Source organism: Psychrobacter sp. ANT_WB68, from assembly GCF_008369115.1.
In the GTDB taxonomy this organism is placed as follows: domain Bacteria; phylum Pseudomonadota; class Gammaproteobacteria; order Pseudomonadales; family Moraxellaceae; genus Psychrobacter.
Map to the genome: position 1 here is coordinate 74128 of NZ_VOAZ01000005.1, position 18730 is coordinate 92857.

19 protein-coding genes are annotated in these 18730 nt (G+C 41.8%); 9 read left to right on the forward strand and 10 right to left on the reverse strand.

Annotation, left to right across the window (positions count from 1 at the left end; translation table 11 throughout):
* Window positions 1-94 precede the first annotated feature (94 nt).
* The 8 genes from FQ084_RS12445 to FQ084_RS12480 all read left to right on the forward strand — a co-directional run bounded on the left by FQ084_RS12445 (window position 95) and on the right by FQ084_RS12480 (window position 6041).
* A complete protein-coding gene (locus tag FQ084_RS12445) occupies window positions 95-937 on the forward strand; it encodes a hypothetical protein (RefSeq protein WP_149490941.1) in 843 nt (280 codons plus the stop codon).
* A 175-nt stretch (window positions 938-1112) separates the two neighbouring features.
* A complete protein-coding gene (locus FQ084_RS12450) occupies window positions 1113-1403 on the forward strand; it encodes a helix-turn-helix transcriptional regulator (protein ID WP_262880783.1) in 291 nt (96 codons plus the stop codon).
* Between the two features lie 3 nt (window positions 1404-1406).
* The gene (locus tag FQ084_RS12455; protein WP_149490942.1) at window positions 1407-1649 is read left to right on the forward strand and encodes a helix-turn-helix domain-containing protein; all 243 of its coding nucleotides are present in this window, start codon (window positions 1407-1409) and stop codon (window positions 1647-1649) included.
* 2 nt (window positions 1650-1651) lie between these two features.
* Window positions 1652-2179 carry a KilA-N domain-containing protein gene (locus FQ084_RS12460; RefSeq protein ID WP_149490943.1) on the forward strand — a complete coding sequence of 176 codons (528 nt, stop codon included), beginning with the start codon at window positions 1652-1654 and terminating at the stop codon, window positions 2177-2179.
* Window positions 2166-2702: a hypothetical protein gene (locus FQ084_RS12465; RefSeq protein WP_149490944.1), complete on the forward strand. Its 537-nt coding sequence runs from the start codon at window positions 2166-2168 to the stop codon at window positions 2700-2702. Before FQ084_RS12460 ends, FQ084_RS12465 begins: the two co-directional genes overlap by 14 nt.
* The gene (locus FQ084_RS12470; RefSeq protein ID WP_149490945.1) at window positions 2695-3066 is read left to right on the forward strand and encodes a hypothetical protein; all 372 of its coding nucleotides are present in this window, start codon (window positions 2695-2697) and stop codon (window positions 3064-3066) included. The genes FQ084_RS12465 and FQ084_RS12470 overlap by 8 nt, the downstream gene beginning before the upstream one ends.
* Window positions 3067-3172: 106 nt before the next feature.
* Window positions 3173-5290 (forward strand): DUF3987 domain-containing protein, encoded by a 2118-nt coding sequence (locus FQ084_RS12475; RefSeq protein WP_149490946.1) that lies wholly within the window; start codon window positions 3173-3175, stop codon window positions 5288-5290.
* Between the two features lie 349 nt (window positions 5291-5639).
* A complete protein-coding gene (locus FQ084_RS12480; protein WP_149490947.1) occupies window positions 5640-6041 on the forward strand; it encodes a hypothetical protein in 402 nt (133 codons plus the stop codon).
* Window positions 6042-7109: 1068 nt separating this feature from the next.
* Here the strand turns inward: FQ084_RS12480 and FQ084_RS13465 are convergent.
* The 3 genes from FQ084_RS13465 to FQ084_RS12495 all read right to left on the reverse strand — a co-directional run bounded on the left by FQ084_RS13465 (window position 7110) and on the right by FQ084_RS12495 (window position 9364).
* Complete coding sequence (locus FQ084_RS13465) at window positions 7110-7235, reverse strand: YHYH domain-containing protein (protein ID WP_149490948.1); 126 nt, start codon at window positions 7233-7235, stop codon at window positions 7110-7112.
* 549 nt (window positions 7236-7784) lie between these two features.
* A complete protein-coding gene (locus FQ084_RS12490) occupies window positions 7785-8372 on the reverse strand; it encodes a hypothetical protein (protein ID WP_149490949.1) in 588 nt (195 codons plus the stop codon).
* A 689-nt stretch (window positions 8373-9061) separates the two neighbouring features.
* Complete coding sequence (locus FQ084_RS12495; RefSeq protein WP_149490950.1) at window positions 9062-9364, reverse strand: monooxygenase; 303 nt, start codon at window positions 9362-9364, stop codon at window positions 9062-9064.
* Window positions 9365-9505: 141 nt separating this feature from the next.
* Between FQ084_RS12495 and FQ084_RS12500 the strand changes: the two genes are divergently transcribed.
* The gene (locus tag FQ084_RS12500; RefSeq protein ID WP_149490951.1) at window positions 9506-10453 is read left to right on the forward strand and encodes a DUF1853 family protein; all 948 of its coding nucleotides are present in this window, start codon (window positions 9506-9508) and stop codon (window positions 10451-10453) included.
* 21 nt (window positions 10454-10474) lie between these two features.
* On the opposite strand, the gene FQ084_RS12505 is transcribed toward FQ084_RS12500, so the two are convergent.
* The 7 genes from FQ084_RS12505 to FQ084_RS12535 all read right to left on the reverse strand — a co-directional run bounded on the left by FQ084_RS12505 (window position 10475) and on the right by FQ084_RS12535 (window position 18612).
* On the reverse strand, window positions 10475-11005 hold the full coding sequence (locus tag FQ084_RS12505; RefSeq protein ID WP_149490952.1) for a DUF2726 domain-containing protein: 531 nt from the start codon (window positions 11003-11005) through the stop codon (window positions 10475-10477).
* Between the two features lie 312 nt (window positions 11006-11317).
* Window positions 11318-12508, reverse strand: a complete 1191-nt coding sequence (locus tag FQ084_RS12510) for a LysM peptidoglycan-binding domain-containing protein (RefSeq protein WP_149490953.1) — start codon at window positions 12506-12508, stop codon at window positions 11318-11320.
* A gap of 256 nt (window positions 12509-12764) precedes the next feature.
* Window positions 12765-14132: a bifunctional tetrahydrofolate synthase/dihydrofolate synthase gene (gene folC / locus FQ084_RS12515; protein WP_149490954.1), complete on the reverse strand. Its 1368-nt coding sequence runs from the start codon at window positions 14130-14132 to the stop codon at window positions 12765-12767.
* 213 nt (window positions 14133-14345) lie between these two features.
* Window positions 14346-15242 carry an acetyl-CoA carboxylase, carboxyltransferase subunit beta gene (gene accD, locus FQ084_RS12520; RefSeq protein ID WP_149491003.1) on the reverse strand — a complete coding sequence of 299 codons (897 nt, stop codon included), beginning with the start codon at window positions 15240-15242 and terminating at the stop codon, window positions 14346-14348.
* Window positions 15243-15600: 358 nt separating this feature from the next.
* A complete protein-coding gene (gene trpA, locus FQ084_RS12525) occupies window positions 15601-16425 on the reverse strand; it encodes a tryptophan synthase subunit alpha (RefSeq protein ID WP_149490955.1) in 825 nt (274 codons plus the stop codon).
* A gap of 141 nt (window positions 16426-16566) precedes the next feature.
* Complete coding sequence (gene trpB / locus FQ084_RS12530; RefSeq protein ID WP_262880786.1) at window positions 16567-17841, reverse strand: tryptophan synthase subunit beta; 1275 nt, start codon at window positions 17839-17841, stop codon at window positions 16567-16569.
* A gap of 87 nt (window positions 17842-17928) precedes the next feature.
* Entirely contained in the window at window positions 17929-18612 is a 684-nt protein-coding gene (locus FQ084_RS12535; RefSeq protein ID WP_188032968.1) for a phosphoribosylanthranilate isomerase, read from the reverse strand.
* Between the last annotated feature and the right edge of the window lie 118 nt (window positions 18613-18730).

Here is an 18730-nt window from a genome sequence, read left to right on the forward strand (position 1 = left end):
AGGACTAATTACCCGAAAGCCAGCCGTTCACACACCTTTAGGCTGGCACTGCCTTGCACCTACTTTGATTTAAAGGTGTGTAAAGGTGTGAATTATGCAAGATAGTCCATCATTTACAGAACTTCATAACATCATAGAATATGCCGAAAGTAATGTTGATACCATTTTAAAGATAGATGAAAGGTTAAGTTTCTATTTAAGGGCGCTTGAAGTTAGTACTAAAATCAATATGCTTGGAATGCACCAAATATCTACGGGCTATCCAAATGAGATAAAAAACTTATTAGCAAAGGCGGTACAGGTAGAAGCAGCGATATTTTATACCTGTATAGCGTGTGATTATGGGTTCACATATTCTCAACCACGAGTAATAGATTTTCATGAGGCAAGGTTGTTTGTCACAAGGTTTTTTATAGAGAACTACAAAACAATGGATAGGTTTTCACTATGCGAACAATTATATTTTACCAATCAAGATAAGAATTTTTTAGCCGTGTTAGCTGAAAATAAAAATACTGTTTTTCACCCTGTTATTATATTCAAAGCTTTATATACCTCAATATTAGCCCAGCTTTATGCTTTAGCTGATAGGGAAGATGACGCTCTTAGCAGTTTAATGAATGCATCATTCTTCTATGGTGCAGAAATACAATCCAGTATGCCAATAACAGAACAGCAGGCACAAAACCTAATTGATTTTGATATTAGTAAAAGAACCCAAAAAGCTAATGAAGCAAGATGGCAGGGTCATGTAGAGCGCCTAAGACGTAAATACTTAGAATTAGACGAAAGTCGTCAAGGTAGTGCAGATAAAAAACCAACTATCAAAGCAGTAGCGCAATGGATATATGAGCATCATAATGAACAAGAATTAGAGCTTGAAACTATTAGAGATCATCTTAGCAAAGCCCGTAGGGGAATTTTTACTAACGATTAATAAATAGTATCTGCAATGCAAACACTACTATTTACATCGTAAGCAATACTAGTTGCAGCGTAAGCAATGACGGTTACGCTGCATAACTATTCTACACTCTACTACCACCCCATAAGATAGCCCATGTAAGCCGTAGAACACCTTTACGGCTCAACAAACTACATGGAGCTAGAACATGGCACACCCAACCCAAAACACCCCAGTAATTCCTTTTACTGATGATACCTCGCACGATACCGAACCAACCACCGAAAACTATCAAGCTATGCAAATGCCTACTACTGGTATGGGCAGGGCTAAAGATATTCTGCCGTTCCTACCTTTTAGTAAAACCACCCTTTTTGAATGGTCAAAAGATGGACGTTTCCCAGCTGGCAAAAAGCTAAGCCCTACTATGACCGCATGGAATTATTCAGACATTCACGAATGGCTTAATTCTCACACCTCAACCACTAGCGAGGTGTAACCCATGAACACACGGCAAACAAAGCAAAAATACAAACAAATCATTCTTAATCACATGCTGGCAGGCAAAAGCCTATCCACTTATGAAGCGTACGACCTCTATAACATAACGTGCTTTTTACAGCGTATCAGTGAGCTAAGAGATCAAGGCGTAACTATTCAAGATGAATGGGTAAAGAATAACGACAAACGCTTTAAACGCTACTGGATAGATCAACCAATACCGCAAACCGTAGAGGGGGTGTAATCATGCTTACTATCTCAAACAGCACCATAAATATGAAAGACGGGCTTTATTCACTCAATGACCTACATAAAGTAAGTGGTAGAAGCCAAAAACATAAGCCAGCAAACTTCATGCGATTAGAAAACACAAAAGCCTTGATTGACGAAATAGAGCGTTGCTCAGATATGAGCAACGGAACAAATTCAACAGCTTACAAGGTTATTCAAGGTGGTGACTCAGAACAGCAAGGCACATTTGTATGCCGTGAGCTTGTCTATAGTTATGCAATGTGGATTAGCCCACGTTTTCAACTACTCGTTATACGTGCCTTTGACTCAATAGCTAATCAGCAAAAGCAACTTAGCCAGCGACTCAACGATTTATGCCATGACTTAAAGGTGGTTGATGATGGACTCACTAGCGCAGGGCGTTTCCTTTGCGTTGGTGGTAAGCAGATCAAGCCACAAATACAGAAAGATATTGATAGTACCCTAAAGCAGATGCAGCCAAGTCTTTTCAACGTGGAGGAGATAAGAAATGAGCAAAGATAACAGAACCAATCTAACAGCCAACCACGGGGCATACGGTCGCAAACAGACAGGCAAACGTGGCTTACTACTTAGCTTTATTATATTCATGTCATGGGTAGCAGGTATCGGCTTGCTACTCTCACTAATCGCTTGCCAGTCAGTCAACGCAAAATTAATTGCAACCGATGATAGCAGCGGTTACTATATAGACCTCTCAAAAAAACACGCAAGCGGACAGCCAATCCGTAAACTTTTGGCTTTTTTTGTGCCTGTCATTGGTATGGACTCTCAATCCTCAATCAAACAGACAGACACTGCCTCACAAGCGCACCTGAGCGCGACAAGGGGGCAAACCATCATATCTATAGCAAATCACTTGCTAACCGACTATGACGGGTTGACGCTGCAAAATAAAATAGCCTTTGGGCGAATATGCAGGGCGGTTGCTTGCGTGACCGAGAGTAAGACCCGTCACCCTATACTTTTACCGTATAGCGTGACACATACTCAAAAAACAACGCAAGGAGGGCATTATCATGCCTAATTCAATCCGTAAAACCTCAAACAACCAAACCACTACTAACAGCCCCCAAGCGATTGACGCGCAATCACGCCAGCGCAAAGTAATTGACGTTACATTTGCAGACGATGACGAAGTAATTTTAATGCCGTCTATCATGCTGTCCGATATTGCATGTGACCTGACAGGCGCTATCACTGTATTAAATGATATTGGCGCACTCCTACACCTTATCTACAAGCAAGAAATAACACCCAGCCAAGCTATGTCTATGGCGCGTCTATCACATGATGCAGCCGATACATGGGCTAATCTGCTATGCAGTCAATTAAATATCATCAATGAACCACTAGCCATGACAGGTTACGGCAAGGAGGGCAGCCAATGAAACGCTACCCACCAAAGCAAAGCCGTAAGCATGCCAAGCGCAAAAGCTACTATAAAAAATATAGAGCCACGCGCCAGCCGAACCAGTCGCAAGCAAGGGGGAACAGATGACTACCACACAACAAACAGACAGCCATCAAAAAGCCCATGCATTTAGCACAGGCTTTGAAATGGTAAATCGATTTAATGCAGCCACACGGCAAGGGCTGGCAGATGACAATACGCTACTAAACTTCTACAACCTATGTGAGCAGTTAGGCATACAAGATAAGCTATTGCTCATTGATGATAATATTACCATAACCACAGGCTTTGATACAGGAACGATAGCGCCCACAGCTGGCACGATAGGGCTAGTATTAAGCAGCAATCAAGATCAACCCGTTACCATTGGCAGCATAACGCCTAATGGCAGTCAAAAACCGTTAATCATTGACCGTATGCAGCCGTCTGCCTTAATCATTGGGACGTTAGATAGCACCCGTGAGCTGATAGCCGTTGATAACTTAGACGATGCAGTAATGCTTGCTCAATGCTTAATAAATGACAATGTTACGGTATTAACAAGCCTTGATAGTCTGTTATTTAATGGCATGGTAAAGCATTTTGCCGAAGCCTACCCCGTAACTATTTTTACCACCATAGATAAAAAAGATAAGGCATGTAAGCCGCTGGCAGGTTGCAATGTCAAAGCGGTTATTACTGTTTTTGATGTGCTGCTACAGTTAGATAACCATTCTACCTATGCCGACATACTAGCGGACAGTGATACAACCATACTCGATCTACAGGCTGAAATATGGGGCGAACCTGAACCATTAGCCAATAATCCAAACAAGCCCACGCCCTACCCTATAGATGCGTTCACAGGCTTACTACAGCACGTTGTTAAAGCAGTGGCACACTACACGCAAGCACCGACTGCAATCGCAGGACAATGCGTTTTAGGGGCATTGGCACACATGGGGCAGCGGTTTATTGATGCGCCAATGGGGCACGGTTATATGCCAACCAGTCTAATATTAATCACAGAGGGCGAAAGTGGTAGCGGCAAGTCACAAGCAATGGGCTTAACTCACTTCAAAATACGTGAGTATGAAAAGCAGCTATATGCTGATTATCTTATTGAGCTGTCATCATGGGAAAATGACAGGGTAAGCCTAAAAGGTAAGGAGTTAGCCGACTTCTTAGAGTCCAACCCAAAGCCCCAAAACCCTAAGACCATGTTTAAAGAAGCAACCATTGAGCCGATACTCGATAAGTTTATTGATGGCAGTATTAGTAACGCTTCATGGACAACAGACGAAGCCGCCCAATTCTTTAATGGTCACACCATGAAAGGTGATACCGCAGGCAATGCCCTATCATCATTGACGACCCTTTATAGTGATGGTGAGGTGTCCCGTTTACGCTCGCAAAAGTCTGCCTATGCTACACCACATACAGACGCTTACAACGTGCGTATGACGCTATTACTACAAGGACAGCGCGTTATCTTAGAGCCAGCACTAGCCGACCCCGTGATGAATGGACAAGGCTTTTTAGCCCGTGCCTTGATTGCTTGTCCCGAAGACTTGCGAGGTCAAAGAGTATGGAACGATGAACAGCGCAATAACGAAAGCCCTTATGATAATCCGCACTTAATAGAATACTGGTCACGCTGCCAGAGCTTACTTGATCCATTGCCAGCCAATCTACCCAATGACAGCACAGGCGCACCACAGCGCATTAAAATGCAATGGGCAGACAAGCAGACTAGGCAAGTCTTTAGCGACTTCAAACAGGCAATAGAAGACAGACAGGCACAGGGGCAGCCGTTAGAGTATCTAAAAGCGTATGCCTCACGCATGGCAGAAAATGCGAGCCGTATTGCGTCATTAATGGCGTTCTTTGATGGGCGCAAGGCAATCACTACTGATGATATTAAACGGGCTTTTATGTTGGTTGAGTATTCAACAGCCGAACGCTTACGCTACCTTGATGCAACGCCAACAGGTGAGCAGAACGACAGTGAGAAGTTAAGCAGCTGGCTAGTGGATAAAGCGAGGGGTAAAAATCCACCTATCTTGAATAAGTCGTTTGTATCGCAAAATGCACCTAATGCGATTAGAGGTAAGAAACTTAATAGCTTACTTGATGACTTAGAAAGCATGGGGCACGTTCGGTTAGAAAATGAGGGGCGCAGGCGTTTAGTGTGTATTAATCCAAAGCTAATTAATGAATAGCTAACCTTAGCTACCCTTAAAAAGCTGCTAAACTTGCTAAACTTCATATAGCCCTTGCCAGTCAAGGGCTTAGCTTTAGGTAAGCCACTGCTAAGCATTGCTATACTTGCTAAACACGGCTAACATTTAGCGGAACTATAGCAACTTTAGCAGGACGTTAGCAGCTGCTAACTAAGCTACAAGCTATAATTGGTAAGGCTTAGATGAAATTTAGCAAGTTTAGCGACTTTTTGTATGTATAAAACTATATTGGCAGGCGTTTATCGCCTGCCTTTTTTATAGTGTAAAGAAACTGAACTATAATCGTGTTAATCTATAGCTTATTGAATAAATATTAACAGGCAGACAAATGAAAAAATTAGCTTTTATATTCTTAATATCACTCACAGCTTGCCGACCCTTTGATGATATAGACAGTGATACTGATGATTATATAGGAGTTAGTGAGGTGCATTGGTCATCATATGGCAATGTTAAGCCATACCCATTTACTACTAGCTATGGCAATATTGCTTGCAGTTTGAACGAAGTATCGTTCTATCCTGACGATACTGCAAATGATGAGTTAACAATAGGCTTTCCATTAAATAAGTTAGCTCAGATCAGACAAAAAACCAGCGGTGTGACAGCAAACGTGAAAAATACTATCAAGCGTGATGCCGATTTGTCCGAGGCTATTAGAATGGGGCTAGATAGGTGTAAACAAACAGAGGAACGATTAGAGAAGTTCAAAGCGCAAAATAGTAAATAGTAAAAACTAACTAATGATTTAGATATAAAAAAGGTAGGCATTTATGCAGTACCAGCCCTTTTTATAGTGTAAAGAAACCCTAAGGTTTCCCTAAGGTTATGGATCAACAGACATCGCCGCGCATGTTGTGAAATGTTGTTATTGGCAGCACTCACTACCCCAAGATAACCACAAGGTTAGAACCTTATAAAACCTTACATTCAGCAAGCCGCCGACTTGTTAAAACCTGTTATTCAAACGCGATTTAATCAATGCCAGAACCTGAGAAAACCTGAACCCAAAACATGACAAAACATGACATTTTGCACCGCCGCCAACCTGTCAAAACCCGTCATTTTAAGCCGATACGCTTAACGCAAGAACCTTACAAAACCATACATTCAAAACCAAATTACACACCACGCAATGTTAACAAATGCTAACATTTTGCACGCTCAACAGCGCATGACTGCCATTATCACAAAGCCATATAGCATAAGGGCTTAGATAGTTTCTTAACAAGTATCGCACGCGCACGCGAGGCAGGCAGCAATTAAAGGGGTTCTCATACCGTATAAAAAGGTTTTCGGAGTCCATAAAGGGGCTAATTTTTCGGACTGTTTTAAAAGGACTTGGATAGGTTTTTGGACATCTTAGAGGGGACTTTTTATAGTCCATAAAAAGAGCGACTTTTGCAAATAGTACGCACAAGCGCAAGTGAGGTTTCCCCTAGTTTTGCTAGTCCATAAAAAGGGGTAATTTTCGGACATCGTAAGAGGGGTTAAAAGTGAATTGTTGGACACGTTAGAGCGAGTTTATGGAACAGTACGCGCACGGGGCATATTTTGCCAATGATTTATAGTTTCGCGACAAGTATCGTAGTAACTATTTATAGCTACCTAACCGCCTTAGTGGAATGTTCTATAATAATGACGATGGAAGCAGGCATTGATTCACATTGCATATTATTTTCATTTATTGCTGTCTGTGTAAATTTAAAAAGCCGTAAAATACAGTTAAGTATTTTACGACTAGAAAAGCGTTTCATTCAATTTCGTGTCATTAAATCGAAATCATATAGATTAATATTTAATGACAGTGATAAGTTCCTCTCTTAGTATCGTTATGGCAACCTGCTGAGTTAGTACCACCACCATGAGCGAATGCAGTAGAAACAAATGTCATTGTGACAAGTACAAGCATTAACTTTTTCATAAATTAATTCCACTATAGTTGATTGTTAAAACTTAATTATACAAGCAAAAGTTTATTAGTTATATTTTGTAAAATATTCTAATAACAGAAAATAACTGCATTTTATCAATCAAAGTTATTGTCATAATATAAAAATTTGTTCAATGATTATATAAAAATCAACTATGCCTACTGCCGCCAATACTCATAGCCTTAGCGACTAACTACAGTTAGGCATTACACCCTACCGTAAGCAGCTACAAGGTAAAGAAGCCTACAGCGTAGCAATGAGCTATCAATACAAGGGCAATACATACCGCTATAACATCAAACTGCTAAAGACGCGCTGCAATTATGGCGGCTATCGGTACTGGTGGGCGTGTCCATCATGTAGTAAGCGCATAGGCATGCTGTATTGTTCTGGGCTTTACGTGTGTAGGCATCTCGAAAAGAATGGGCGCAAGCAAAGTTTTTACGTCAAGACTGGATAAAGAATGGTTTATCCAAGTTTTTTTATGATATTTGACCCAGTCATAACACTTTTATTTTGAAACGACTATACAAGACATTTCAGAACTCTTTAGAAATTAAGTATGCTGTGAAGATAGTTAAAATACTGATATATATTACTTCTAAAAATAAAAAATTTCCTAAACTATTACTTATGAAGTTTTGCCAAAATTCTTTTAGAGGTAAATCCCTAAATAGTAAGAATGGAATCGCTAGATAGACAAAAAACAACAATAATCCCATCGGTCTTCTTAAACTTTGAAGTTCCATTGAAGAAACACTAAACTCTCCTGTTTGAGCCCATTTTTTGCCATCTCGTATTTTATTTTTGGTATGATTATTTAGACCTTTAAAGACGGTAAAAGAAGATAATGCTATAATCGTAAATATTATAAAAAATGTGAAACTATCATTAATTACGTAATTTGTCTTAGAAAGATTATTGTTCTTTGATAAAAATGTAATTTTTGTATTTAAGTTAAATATGTTAAAAGCAAAATAATAGAAAATGACAAATAAAAAATTTCCCCACCAGTAAAAGTATGGTAAGGGTGAGAAATCATTTAAAACTTGGAAAAAAAAATAATCTGAGTTGGGATGTGTTTGTGAGTTTTTTTTATTATAAAGTTGTCCAAAAATTCTATTCATAATAAACCACACAAAGTAGAAGCTAAACTCATTATTTAAAATAATATCACGAAAATATAAAAAAGCAAACAAAAATCCGTTAAAAATATAATTTTTCTATACTATAACCAAGCCCATTTAAAAGTGTTATAAACTAATTATCAAACCCAATTGTTATCATAAAGACCATGACTTACTCACTAGATTTTCGCCGCGCTATTATGGACTTCAATCAATTAGATTTAAAAAAGTCCTATCAACACGGCTAAAAGCTATAGCCGTTATAAACTTTCGGATGTTTACTAGCTTAAATAATATTAATTAGCTTGCGGTTTATAAGTTGAAATACATGATATTTGCGCGAATTGTATGCGATATTGCACGACCCCAAATAGCTATTTCAATCGCGCATATTAAGTTCTGATCAAATAACACTCTTATAATCATGTTGAACTGACAGACAGTGCAAACAATTACAAGATAATATTTAGTTGATGGGGTGAACATTGAATAACAGCAAAATCAAAAAACGATTGTTGGTATTATTGTTGGTATCGTCAATATTTAATATTATAAAACCTATATAATACAATGCGTACAGACTCTACTTTACTTCCTGCCGTTCCGACCAAACATAGTAGTAATACAGAAAAGCCAATCATTGTTTTCAATGGTTGGCTTTTTTATATTTAATTATTCTTCATTCAGTATTACAAAGACGCTTTGGTAATCGCACTTAGTGCTTCATTAATGATAAATACTTTAGATTTAATGTCTTTGAAACCAAATGAAGTCAGTCTTTTGGTATGCTTCTCTAAATATCTATTAGCATCCTCTAAATTGTCAAACACATAAATACCGCCCGCTTCTTGCGTCTCTTCGTTTTCTGTCCATAGTTTATAGACCAGACCATTTTCAGTGGCGATGTCTTCAGCAAGCTCTTTCATGGCGTCAAAGAACGCACTGCTAAAAGGTCCGCTATAAGGAAAGTCTATTTGCAAAAGATATTTCATTTTTTAACCCTCATTGTTATTGAATAGTCGGCAAAATACATACTGCCAGATAATTACAATCTTAACATATTACGATTGCCTATAGACTTTCAGCCAGTGAAACGCTAGGGTAAATACTGTATGTTTACTTTGGTTTGACCTATGTCTGAGCTTAAGACTCCACGCACCGAAACTCTCGCAACTCATGCACCTTGGGAAACTTACCGGCGACCTTACGTACGTGATTTGGCCTACGTACTTGCCTGCCCTAACGTCTTGACAGAGTGGTTAGATGTTGCACCGCACCAAAACACCCATACAGTGTCGGTACATAGTGCAAGCTTTTGGCAACAGCAATTTGAGGGATATCAGCAGCGTTTAAAAGAGCTGGATACCACCAATGACTATCAGGCGCTGACCCGCTACTTATTAAAGCGCCCTAGCCCTAATCGCTTAGGTTTTCACTTTGAAGGTTTATTGTCATTTTGGCTAGAGGATGGCTTTGCACGCAAGTTGCATCCGTATGAGATACTGGCTAATAACGTGCAGTTATACAATGGCAAGCAGACGATTGGTGAGCTAGATTTGATTTTATACAATCATAAAGAACACCTAATGGAACATTGGGAATTGGCGATTAAGTTTTTTATGGGTTCCCCACCTTTTGAGCCGATCAATTGGGTTGGTATCAATTCCAATGACAATCTACAGCGCAAAATGACCCACATGCAAACCAAGCAGTTTTGTAGCGTTTGGGTGGATACTAAAAATCATGGAAAGGTGAAAATTGATAAGCGCTATGGCGTGATAAAAGGGCGGTTTTTCTTACCAATGAGCATCACTTGCTTCGTCTCTCCTCATTGGTTAACATCCAGCTTCCCCATGCACGAATGGTGTGATAAGACCGATAGCGCAACGCTTGCGACGATTGATATAGCCGCATTGCGCGCCGCTCACTATATAGAATGGTTTAGCAAGCGCGACTTCTATGATGGTCGCCAGTTACCACTTGTAACGTCTGAAAATGGTATCTTAAAAACAGGACTATACTTTGAAGGTAATAGACCAATCGTCATTTATCCTAAAAAACCCGACCAAGCAGAAGATTAACTTTAAGCTTTTATTATAATCTTAATAACTCTCAATCACCTGCATCAGCTCATATCGCAGCATATCGGCACTCGGCATACGCTCGGCGTGAAAGCGAACGATGGCAATGCCCGCACTGGCAAGCGCTTTATCTTTTTTATCATCGGCCTTTTGACGCGCTTTACTACTATGTGTCCAATCATCAAGCTCGATGGCAATCAAGGTTGTCTGTGCATCGACATCAACGATGACATAGTCGACGCTTTGGCGACAAATGCGATTAAACCAAAAACTGCGTTCGGAGGTTTCATTGCTATTGGCTTCGATGATGCGTGACAGCTGAACTTGGACAAAAACATGATATTCTGGCAAGGCATTTTTCAATTTTTTGAAAAATATTACTTCAGTGTCCGTCATGATAGGCATGGGTGCGAATGGCCAAATAGCCAGCTCATCACCGCGCACAGGTGGCGGCTCAGGTTCAGTGACTTGTTTGTCAGAAAACAGTTTTGGCAGGGTAATCAGCCCTACAAACCCAACCGCCAGTATTAAAAATATAACGCCAAATGACATGGTTTTACCTTATACATAATGAAAGCAGTCAGCTATGTGTCATGGTATCATTAACTTAAATGACGACACATATCCGACCGCGACAGGGCAGCCTTTATAGGCTGACAGGTTATACAAAGAGAAGCAGGAAAGAGCGGCGCTCATCGTAACTAAGTATGAGCAAATGGACAAACATTAAAACAAAAAACACGACAATAGATGTCGTGTTTGAATAAAGTCAGCTAGAACCAGAAAATACAAAGAATCCTAATTAAGCTTGTGCTGTTTATTTAGCCATAATAGTAATTTGGTTGTCGCAATATAGGTACTATTTTAACGCCAGTATAAGACCCAAGCACTCGTGGTATTAACTTTGGGATCGCTATTAATCTTATCTTTTAACGCCAATGCCGCCACTTTACCACGTTCAGGACCAACGATGACGCGCACACCGCGACTGGTCGGACTGGTCTTGACTTGATAGCCTGCAGATTGTAACTTCTTTGCTAATTCATCCGCTTTAGCTTGGTCATTTGCCAAGGCCACTTGCACGCCAAAGCTACCTTTAGCATCCGTTTCTTTTACTTCCTTACGGGCTTCGCTGAGTTTCTGCTGCGCTTCACGCTTCGCATCCGCTGACTTCTTAGCTAAAGCTTCTTCTTTTTGACGCTTGTCTTCGCGCGCCTGCTCAGCGGCGGCTGCTTCACGTGCCAAACGCTCCACCTGCTTACGCGATGGAATGGTAATACTTTGACCCAGTTGTAGCGCTGTCGACGGTGAAAGGTTATTCGCTTGTGCCAAGACTTCCACTGGCATATTGTATTGCCGCGCCAGTTTAATCAGCCCATCTCCTCTTTTGACTTGATAATCAGAGGGCGACTTAGGCGGCTCACTTTTAGCCGCTTCTGCTGCCTCTCGTTTTTTCTCAGCCGCAGCTTGCTCTTGTTTCTTAGCATCAACCTGCTTTTTTGCCTCAGCTTCCTTTTTACTGTCTGCTAACTTCTTAGCGGCAGCCTGCTCTTTAATCGCCGCTTGCCTTTGAGCCTCTTTTTGCGCTTGGGCAGCTTTTTGCTGGTCGCCAGTGTTTGTCTCGCTTTCAGCTGACGCAGCAGCGCTAGTCTTTTTTATTGGCGTTGTAGCCTCATTTTTTTCCGCGTCGAATTTATCACTCTCTTCAGTAGCTGGTGCGCTACTGGCCATATACTGCTGGCTTTCCGCACGGGCTTTTGCCAATGCTTGGGCCTCAGCAGCTTCTTGTTCGGTTAAGAACTGCTGGGCGCGCTTTTCTTGTTCGGCAACACGAGCAGCGCGCTCTTTTTGTTTTTGTGCCAAGATCCGCTTTTCAGTCTCGATATCCGTCGTTAATGGCTGAGGAGATTCTTGTGCGGGGCTTGGCTTATCTATCATCGCTGACGCTGGTTGTGGTTTATTGCTATCACCAATTTGTTGCACCATGGCGTATAGCATCACGCTACCGCCAATAATCATCCCAATGCCCAATAAGGCTTGTCTCGAAAAGTTCATCCGTTTACGTCTCTTAGTTGGTAATAAGGTTGATTGAGCGGCACAACTGTCGCCTCAAAACTATACTTAGCTAGCTTTAATAAATAGTCTTGATAGTTGCCATTGCCGCCGGTTACGTCCATACATTTTTAAATATTATGCCGAGCTGTTCATAGCATTGTGTAGCAATGTGCTAAATCACTTTGATTATAAAGTATATTCTTCATACTGTCTGCCATCATGCCACTACTAAGATTAACATTAAATAAGTAGGATTTTAACTTAAATTATCAGTATCAAGTGCCGCTAGTGCCTCACCGATCGTATGAAAAGAGCCACATACCACGATTAAATCCTCTGGCTGGCTGGCGTTTATCACAGCATCAGTCGCTTCTGATAAACGTTCAAACTCGTGTATTTGCGCACTATCAACATAGCTTGATAAGATACTTTTCAAATGCTCAGTGCTCGCCGCCCGTGGATAATCAATCTCAGCGATATACCAATCACTAATGGGCAAGCCCGCTTCGGTCAAACGCTGCACGACTTTATTGATATCTTTATCGCCCAACATGGAAAATAGCATTTTAATACTGGCAGGTTTACTAGTTACTTGTTCGGAACTATTTTGCTTCACTAAATGCTGCTGCCAAAGCGGTAATAATTGCGCCAATAAAAACTCGACACCTTGTTCATTGTGGGCTACATCGAACAACCAATGGCGATTATGCGTCTCACGATAATCAAAACGACCGGCGAGCTTGACCGTCTGTAATGCCTGCCTAATAGCATTGCTGTCGACATTTAATGAACTTGCCAGTACCGCAGATAAGGCATTAGCAGTATTGGTCAATGACAGCGCTGGGCGTGGTAGCTCCATGGTGACAGCCGCATTACTATATTGCCAAACGTCCGTATCCACTTCACAATAGTCAAAGTCTTTTCCAGCTTGATAACAGGTTGCCCGATGCATATCGATAACTTGCTGCACACTAGCTGGCATCGCTTTAGCGCCATAAATTAAGCTGATACCTTCTCGTAAGATACCTGCTTTCTCACGCCCAATATCTTCGACATTATCCCCCAGCCAATCGACATGATCGATGGCAATATTGGTAATCACCGCCATATCAGGATCGATGATATTGACCACATCCAAGCGCCCGCCTAGCCCAACTTCTAATACCCAGACATCACAATCCGCTTCGGCAAATATCAACAATGCGGCAAGTGTCGTCATCTCAAAAAAAGATAAGGTTAGACCACACTGTAATCGCGCTACTTCTACTTTGCTAAACGCATTGATTAAAGTCTCATCGCTGACCATCTCGCCATTGATGCGCACCCGCTCGTTAAATACACTCAGATGCGGTGATTGATACAAGGCGGTCTTATAACCTGCCGCTTGACACATCTGCGCAATGACAGCGGTTGTCGAACCTTTACCATTAGTACCTGCCACAGTAAAGACATAAGCATCATCTTTAGCTGACTGTACCACACCTAACGCCTCAGCAACCGGCAATACTCGTGACAATCCCATATCTATCGCCGAGACATGAATCTGCTGCATATAATCGAGCCATTCGCTCAAACTAGAATGTGTAGTGGGAGTATTAGGCTTAGAAACTAAAGAGTCAGACATGGAAAGAACCTATATTAAAATAGTCAATTAGAAAATATTCATTTAAAAAATAAGGACAGTATATAACTACCTGACCAAAAAGCAAAAATAGCATTTACCGTCATTGACGATAAATGCTATTCGTTAGCTTTATATAATTGGCAGAATTTAGCATGCTACTAAATAGTACGCAGTGATAAATTCAATCACCTATTTGTCGAGTAGCTCAGTATATTAAGCATCAACATTAGGTACGCGGCATAGCTTTGCTAGCAAGCGATAGATGGTATCAATCAACTGATGACGATGGACTACCTCATCAACCACGCCGTGCTCTAACAAGAATTCAGCGCGCTGGAATGGCTCTTCTAGTGTTTCACGGACGGTTTGTTCAATCACGCGCTTGCCAGCAAAGCCAATCATGGCTTTTGGTTCTGCTAAATGGATATCACCTAGCATAGCAAGCGATGCCGTCACTCCGCCATAGACAGGATTGGTCAATACCACAATATACGGTATGCCAGCAATTCTCAAACGTTCAATCGCTGCGGCAGTTCGTGCCATTTGCATCAATGATAGCAGACCCTCTTGCATACGCGCACCGCCTGAGGCAGCAAAACAAACCAAGGGTACTTTATCTTCAAGGGCTTTTTCGGCCGCTTGCACAAAACGGTCACCAACCACTGACCCCATAGAGCCACCCATAAAGCGGAAGTCAAACGCACAGGTTACGATGTCGAGATTGCGCAGTTTGCCGTACATCACAATCAGCGCCTCAGACTCACCTGTCTTTTCTTGTGCTTCCGTCATGCGCTGCGGATACGGCTTACTATCGACAAAGCTCAATGGATCTTTGGCAATAAACTCTTGTCCTAGCTCACCATCTACTTGATCGAGCAACCATTTTAAGCGCTCACGAGCACTCATCGGTAAATGATGATCACAATGCGGGCAGACGTAACAATTAAAAATCAGCGCCGTATTGGTAATCATAGAGTGACAGCTACTACACTTGGTTGACGGTTCGGTCTCTACCGCTGTCAAAGGCGCAGTCAGTTGTTGCTTAATGCCCGGTATCGGACGATTAAACCATGATTGCCCAGCAGTATTAGCATTGTTAGGAGTAGTCATATCAGGTTTTATTATCGTATCAGTCATAGTATTCGCCATTATCAAAGGCTTATCGACAAGTTGGCTCGTTTACTTGTCCCTAAGAGTCGTTTTATAAGAATCAGTCTAAAAGTTACATACCTTCATAACATGAGCAGCTATAAAGCACGCTTACGCGCAACTGTAACAATTTATATGTGATGTTAGTTTACACACGTAAACTAACTTTAGCAAAGTCATTTGACGGTGTCTTTATAAACATTGTTATAAAAGTTGTGATAAACCTTACTATAAAACCGCTATCGACCCTCTTACGAATAATAAGACAATGACGTTGCTAAGCCATTCACACTTTGATGCCAATACCTTCGATATAATATTAGACCGTCAAACTATCGAGTGCGCCGCGTAGCTCGTCCATTTTCGCCATGATTTTTTGCTGAGCACCCGCCACCGCAGAGGCGTCGCTTGCATCTATATCAGCGAAGTTCTGCACCAGCGCACTACCAACAATAATACCATCGGCATGCTTACCAATCGCTTTGGCGGACGCTGCATCACGAATACCAAAACCCACACATACTGGCAAATCTGTCTCCGCTTTAATTGCCTGCACTTGGGTGGCAACATCATCAGTATCTAGCGTTGCTGAGCCAGTGACACCTTTTAAAGACACATAATAAATATAGCCACCACAATGAGTCAGCACTTGCTCACGGCGCTCAGGCAAAGTAGTTGGCGATAATAAGAAAATCTCATTCATCGCATGCTCAGTTAAATGCTGAGTAAAGCTACCCGCTTCTGCTGGCGGCAAATCAACCATCAAAATGCCATCAACGCCTGATTGCTCACATAAGGCGACAAAGCTATCATAACCAATGATTTCAACGGGATTAAGATAACCCATGAGGATAATCGGCGTCTGCGTGTCTTGCTGACGGAACTCTGCGACCATTTTTAATGCATCACGCGTACTGGTACCTGCTGCTAATGCTCGCTCTCCAGCCAATGCGACCGTTGGACCATCTGCCATTGGGTCAGAAAACGGCAAGCCAACCTCAATCATATCCGCGCCATGTTTGACTAAGTCGTGTAACAAACCAACAAAGCTATTAGGTGTTGGATCGCCTGCCATCACATAAGGAATCAGGGCTTTTTTATTTTGGGCTTTCAAAGTCTCAAAAGTGCTTTCAATTCGGGTCATAGTGGTCTCTTAATTATTATTAGCTGAACTTTCGACTCTTTATTTGATAAATAACATTCATTAGAAAATTCTTACAAAATAAAGAGTACTAAGTCATTTTTCTTATAAGGAGTCATTCAATTACTACTAAAACAATAGCAGCTACAACTCAATCCCTTCCGCCTTCATCACTGAATGCAAATCCTTATCACCACGACCTGACATATTGACGATAATGGTCTGATCAGGGGTCATGGTTTTAGCCAGTTTAAGCGCATAGGCGACTGCATGAGCAGACTCGAGCGCAGGGATAATACCTTCTTTACGGGTGGCTTCATGGAAAGCTTCTAATGACTCTTTATCGGTACAACCCACATATTCAACGCGCTTCATATCTTTTAAGAAGCTATGCTCAGGACCAACACCAGGATAATCAAGACCTGCCGAGATAGAATGCGTCTCTTGAATTTGACCTTCATCATCCGCCATCAAATACGTACGGTTACCATGTAGCACGCCGATACGACCAGCAGCTAATGGTGCGGAATGACGACCGGTTTCAATACCGTCGCCTGTCGCTTCAACACCATACATTTTGACTTCAGTGTCGTTTAAGAAATCAAAGAACAGACCAATAGCGTTTGAGCCACCACCGACACAAGCGACTAGGGCATCTGGTAATTTGCCAGTCATTTGCAAATGCTGAATGCGCGCTTCTTTACCAATAATCGCTTGGAAATCACGTACCAATAGCGGATAAGGATGCGGGCCTGCAACAGTGCCGATGATGTAATAAGTACTATCCACATTGGTGACCCAGTCGCGCATGGCTTCATTCATCGCGTCTTTAAGCGTACGCGAACCCGAGGTAACAGGCACGACAGTTGCACCTAGCAAACGCATACGGTAGACGTTCATCTTTTGGCGCTCGACATCATCAGCGCCCATATAAACGATACATTCTAACCCTAAGCGCGCAGCAATCGTCGCCGTCGCAACACCATGTTGCCCTGCTCCAGTTTCCGCAATAATACGTTTTTTACCACTCATTTTGGCAAGTAGCGCCTGCCCGATGGTGTTATTCACCTTATGGGCGCCCGTATGGTTTAGATCTTCACGTTTAAAATAAATCTGCGCACCGCCTATCTCATCACTCAAACGCTTGGCATGATAAAGCGGTGTTGGACGACCGACATAATTAACCAAATCGTTATGATACTCTTCCCAAAACGCCGGATCGGCTTTTACCTTGGTATACAGCGCCTCTAGCTCCTCTAATGCTGCCATCAGCGTTTCAGAAACAAAACGACCGCCATGAACGCCGAAATGTCCACGCGCATCAGGATATTGGTTAAAGTCTTGTACGTTTTCTGGGTTGGTAAAGGTATTGATGGCTTTAGCAGCGGTAGATACATCTTTGCTCGCGACATGACTCATGATAATTCCTACTATAATAAGTGGTATTTTTTAGAATAAATATGGGGGATAATTTTTCAAGTAATGAGCTAGTTGATCGATATCAAACTAGCTACTGATATTCGAAGGTTCGCCAAGCGTCTCATTTTGCCATCGGTCACGTTTTACCGCTTTCATAAAGGCGCGCATTTTGGCAGCGTCTTTTTTGCCTTTGTCAGACTCAATCCCGCCGCTAACGTCAACGGCATAAATAGGCAGCTCTAAAGTAGCAGCGACATTATCGGCGTCAAGCCCACCCGCTAAGATAATAGGTAACGAGCTGTCTTGCGGTAATAGATTCCAATCAAATCGTGCCCCAGTACCGCCATACTTATTCGGATGGTAAGCATCTAACAATATACTGTTCGCTCCAGCTGCGGCAAACTCATTAATTTCGGCGCTTACGCTAGCAGCGGTGTGCTGTTCCGTATTGATACGCAACGCTTTTATCCAGCGCTTATTGACCGCACTTGCCAGCTGCTGACACTGCTCGGGCGTTTCATCACCGTGGAATTGAATGATATCAAAAGAGACACGGTTTGCCAGTTCAATCAGTTCTGCTCGCGGCATATTTACCACCAATGCCACGACACTTATAAAAGCTGGCAAAGAAGCACTTAGCAATTGCGCCTGCTCGATAGTAACAGCGCGCGGACTCGGTGGATAAAACACCAAGCCAACGGCATCGACACCCAACTGAGCAGCAATTTTAATATCACTAGGCTGGGTAAAACCACAAAACTTAACCTGCATAATGTGACCTTATATATAACACTAAATATGACGTTGATAAATTGGCTTGACTAACATAGCGGACAATAAATACTCATTACCAACGCTAAAAAGCAAATATGATGATTTGTTAATTGAA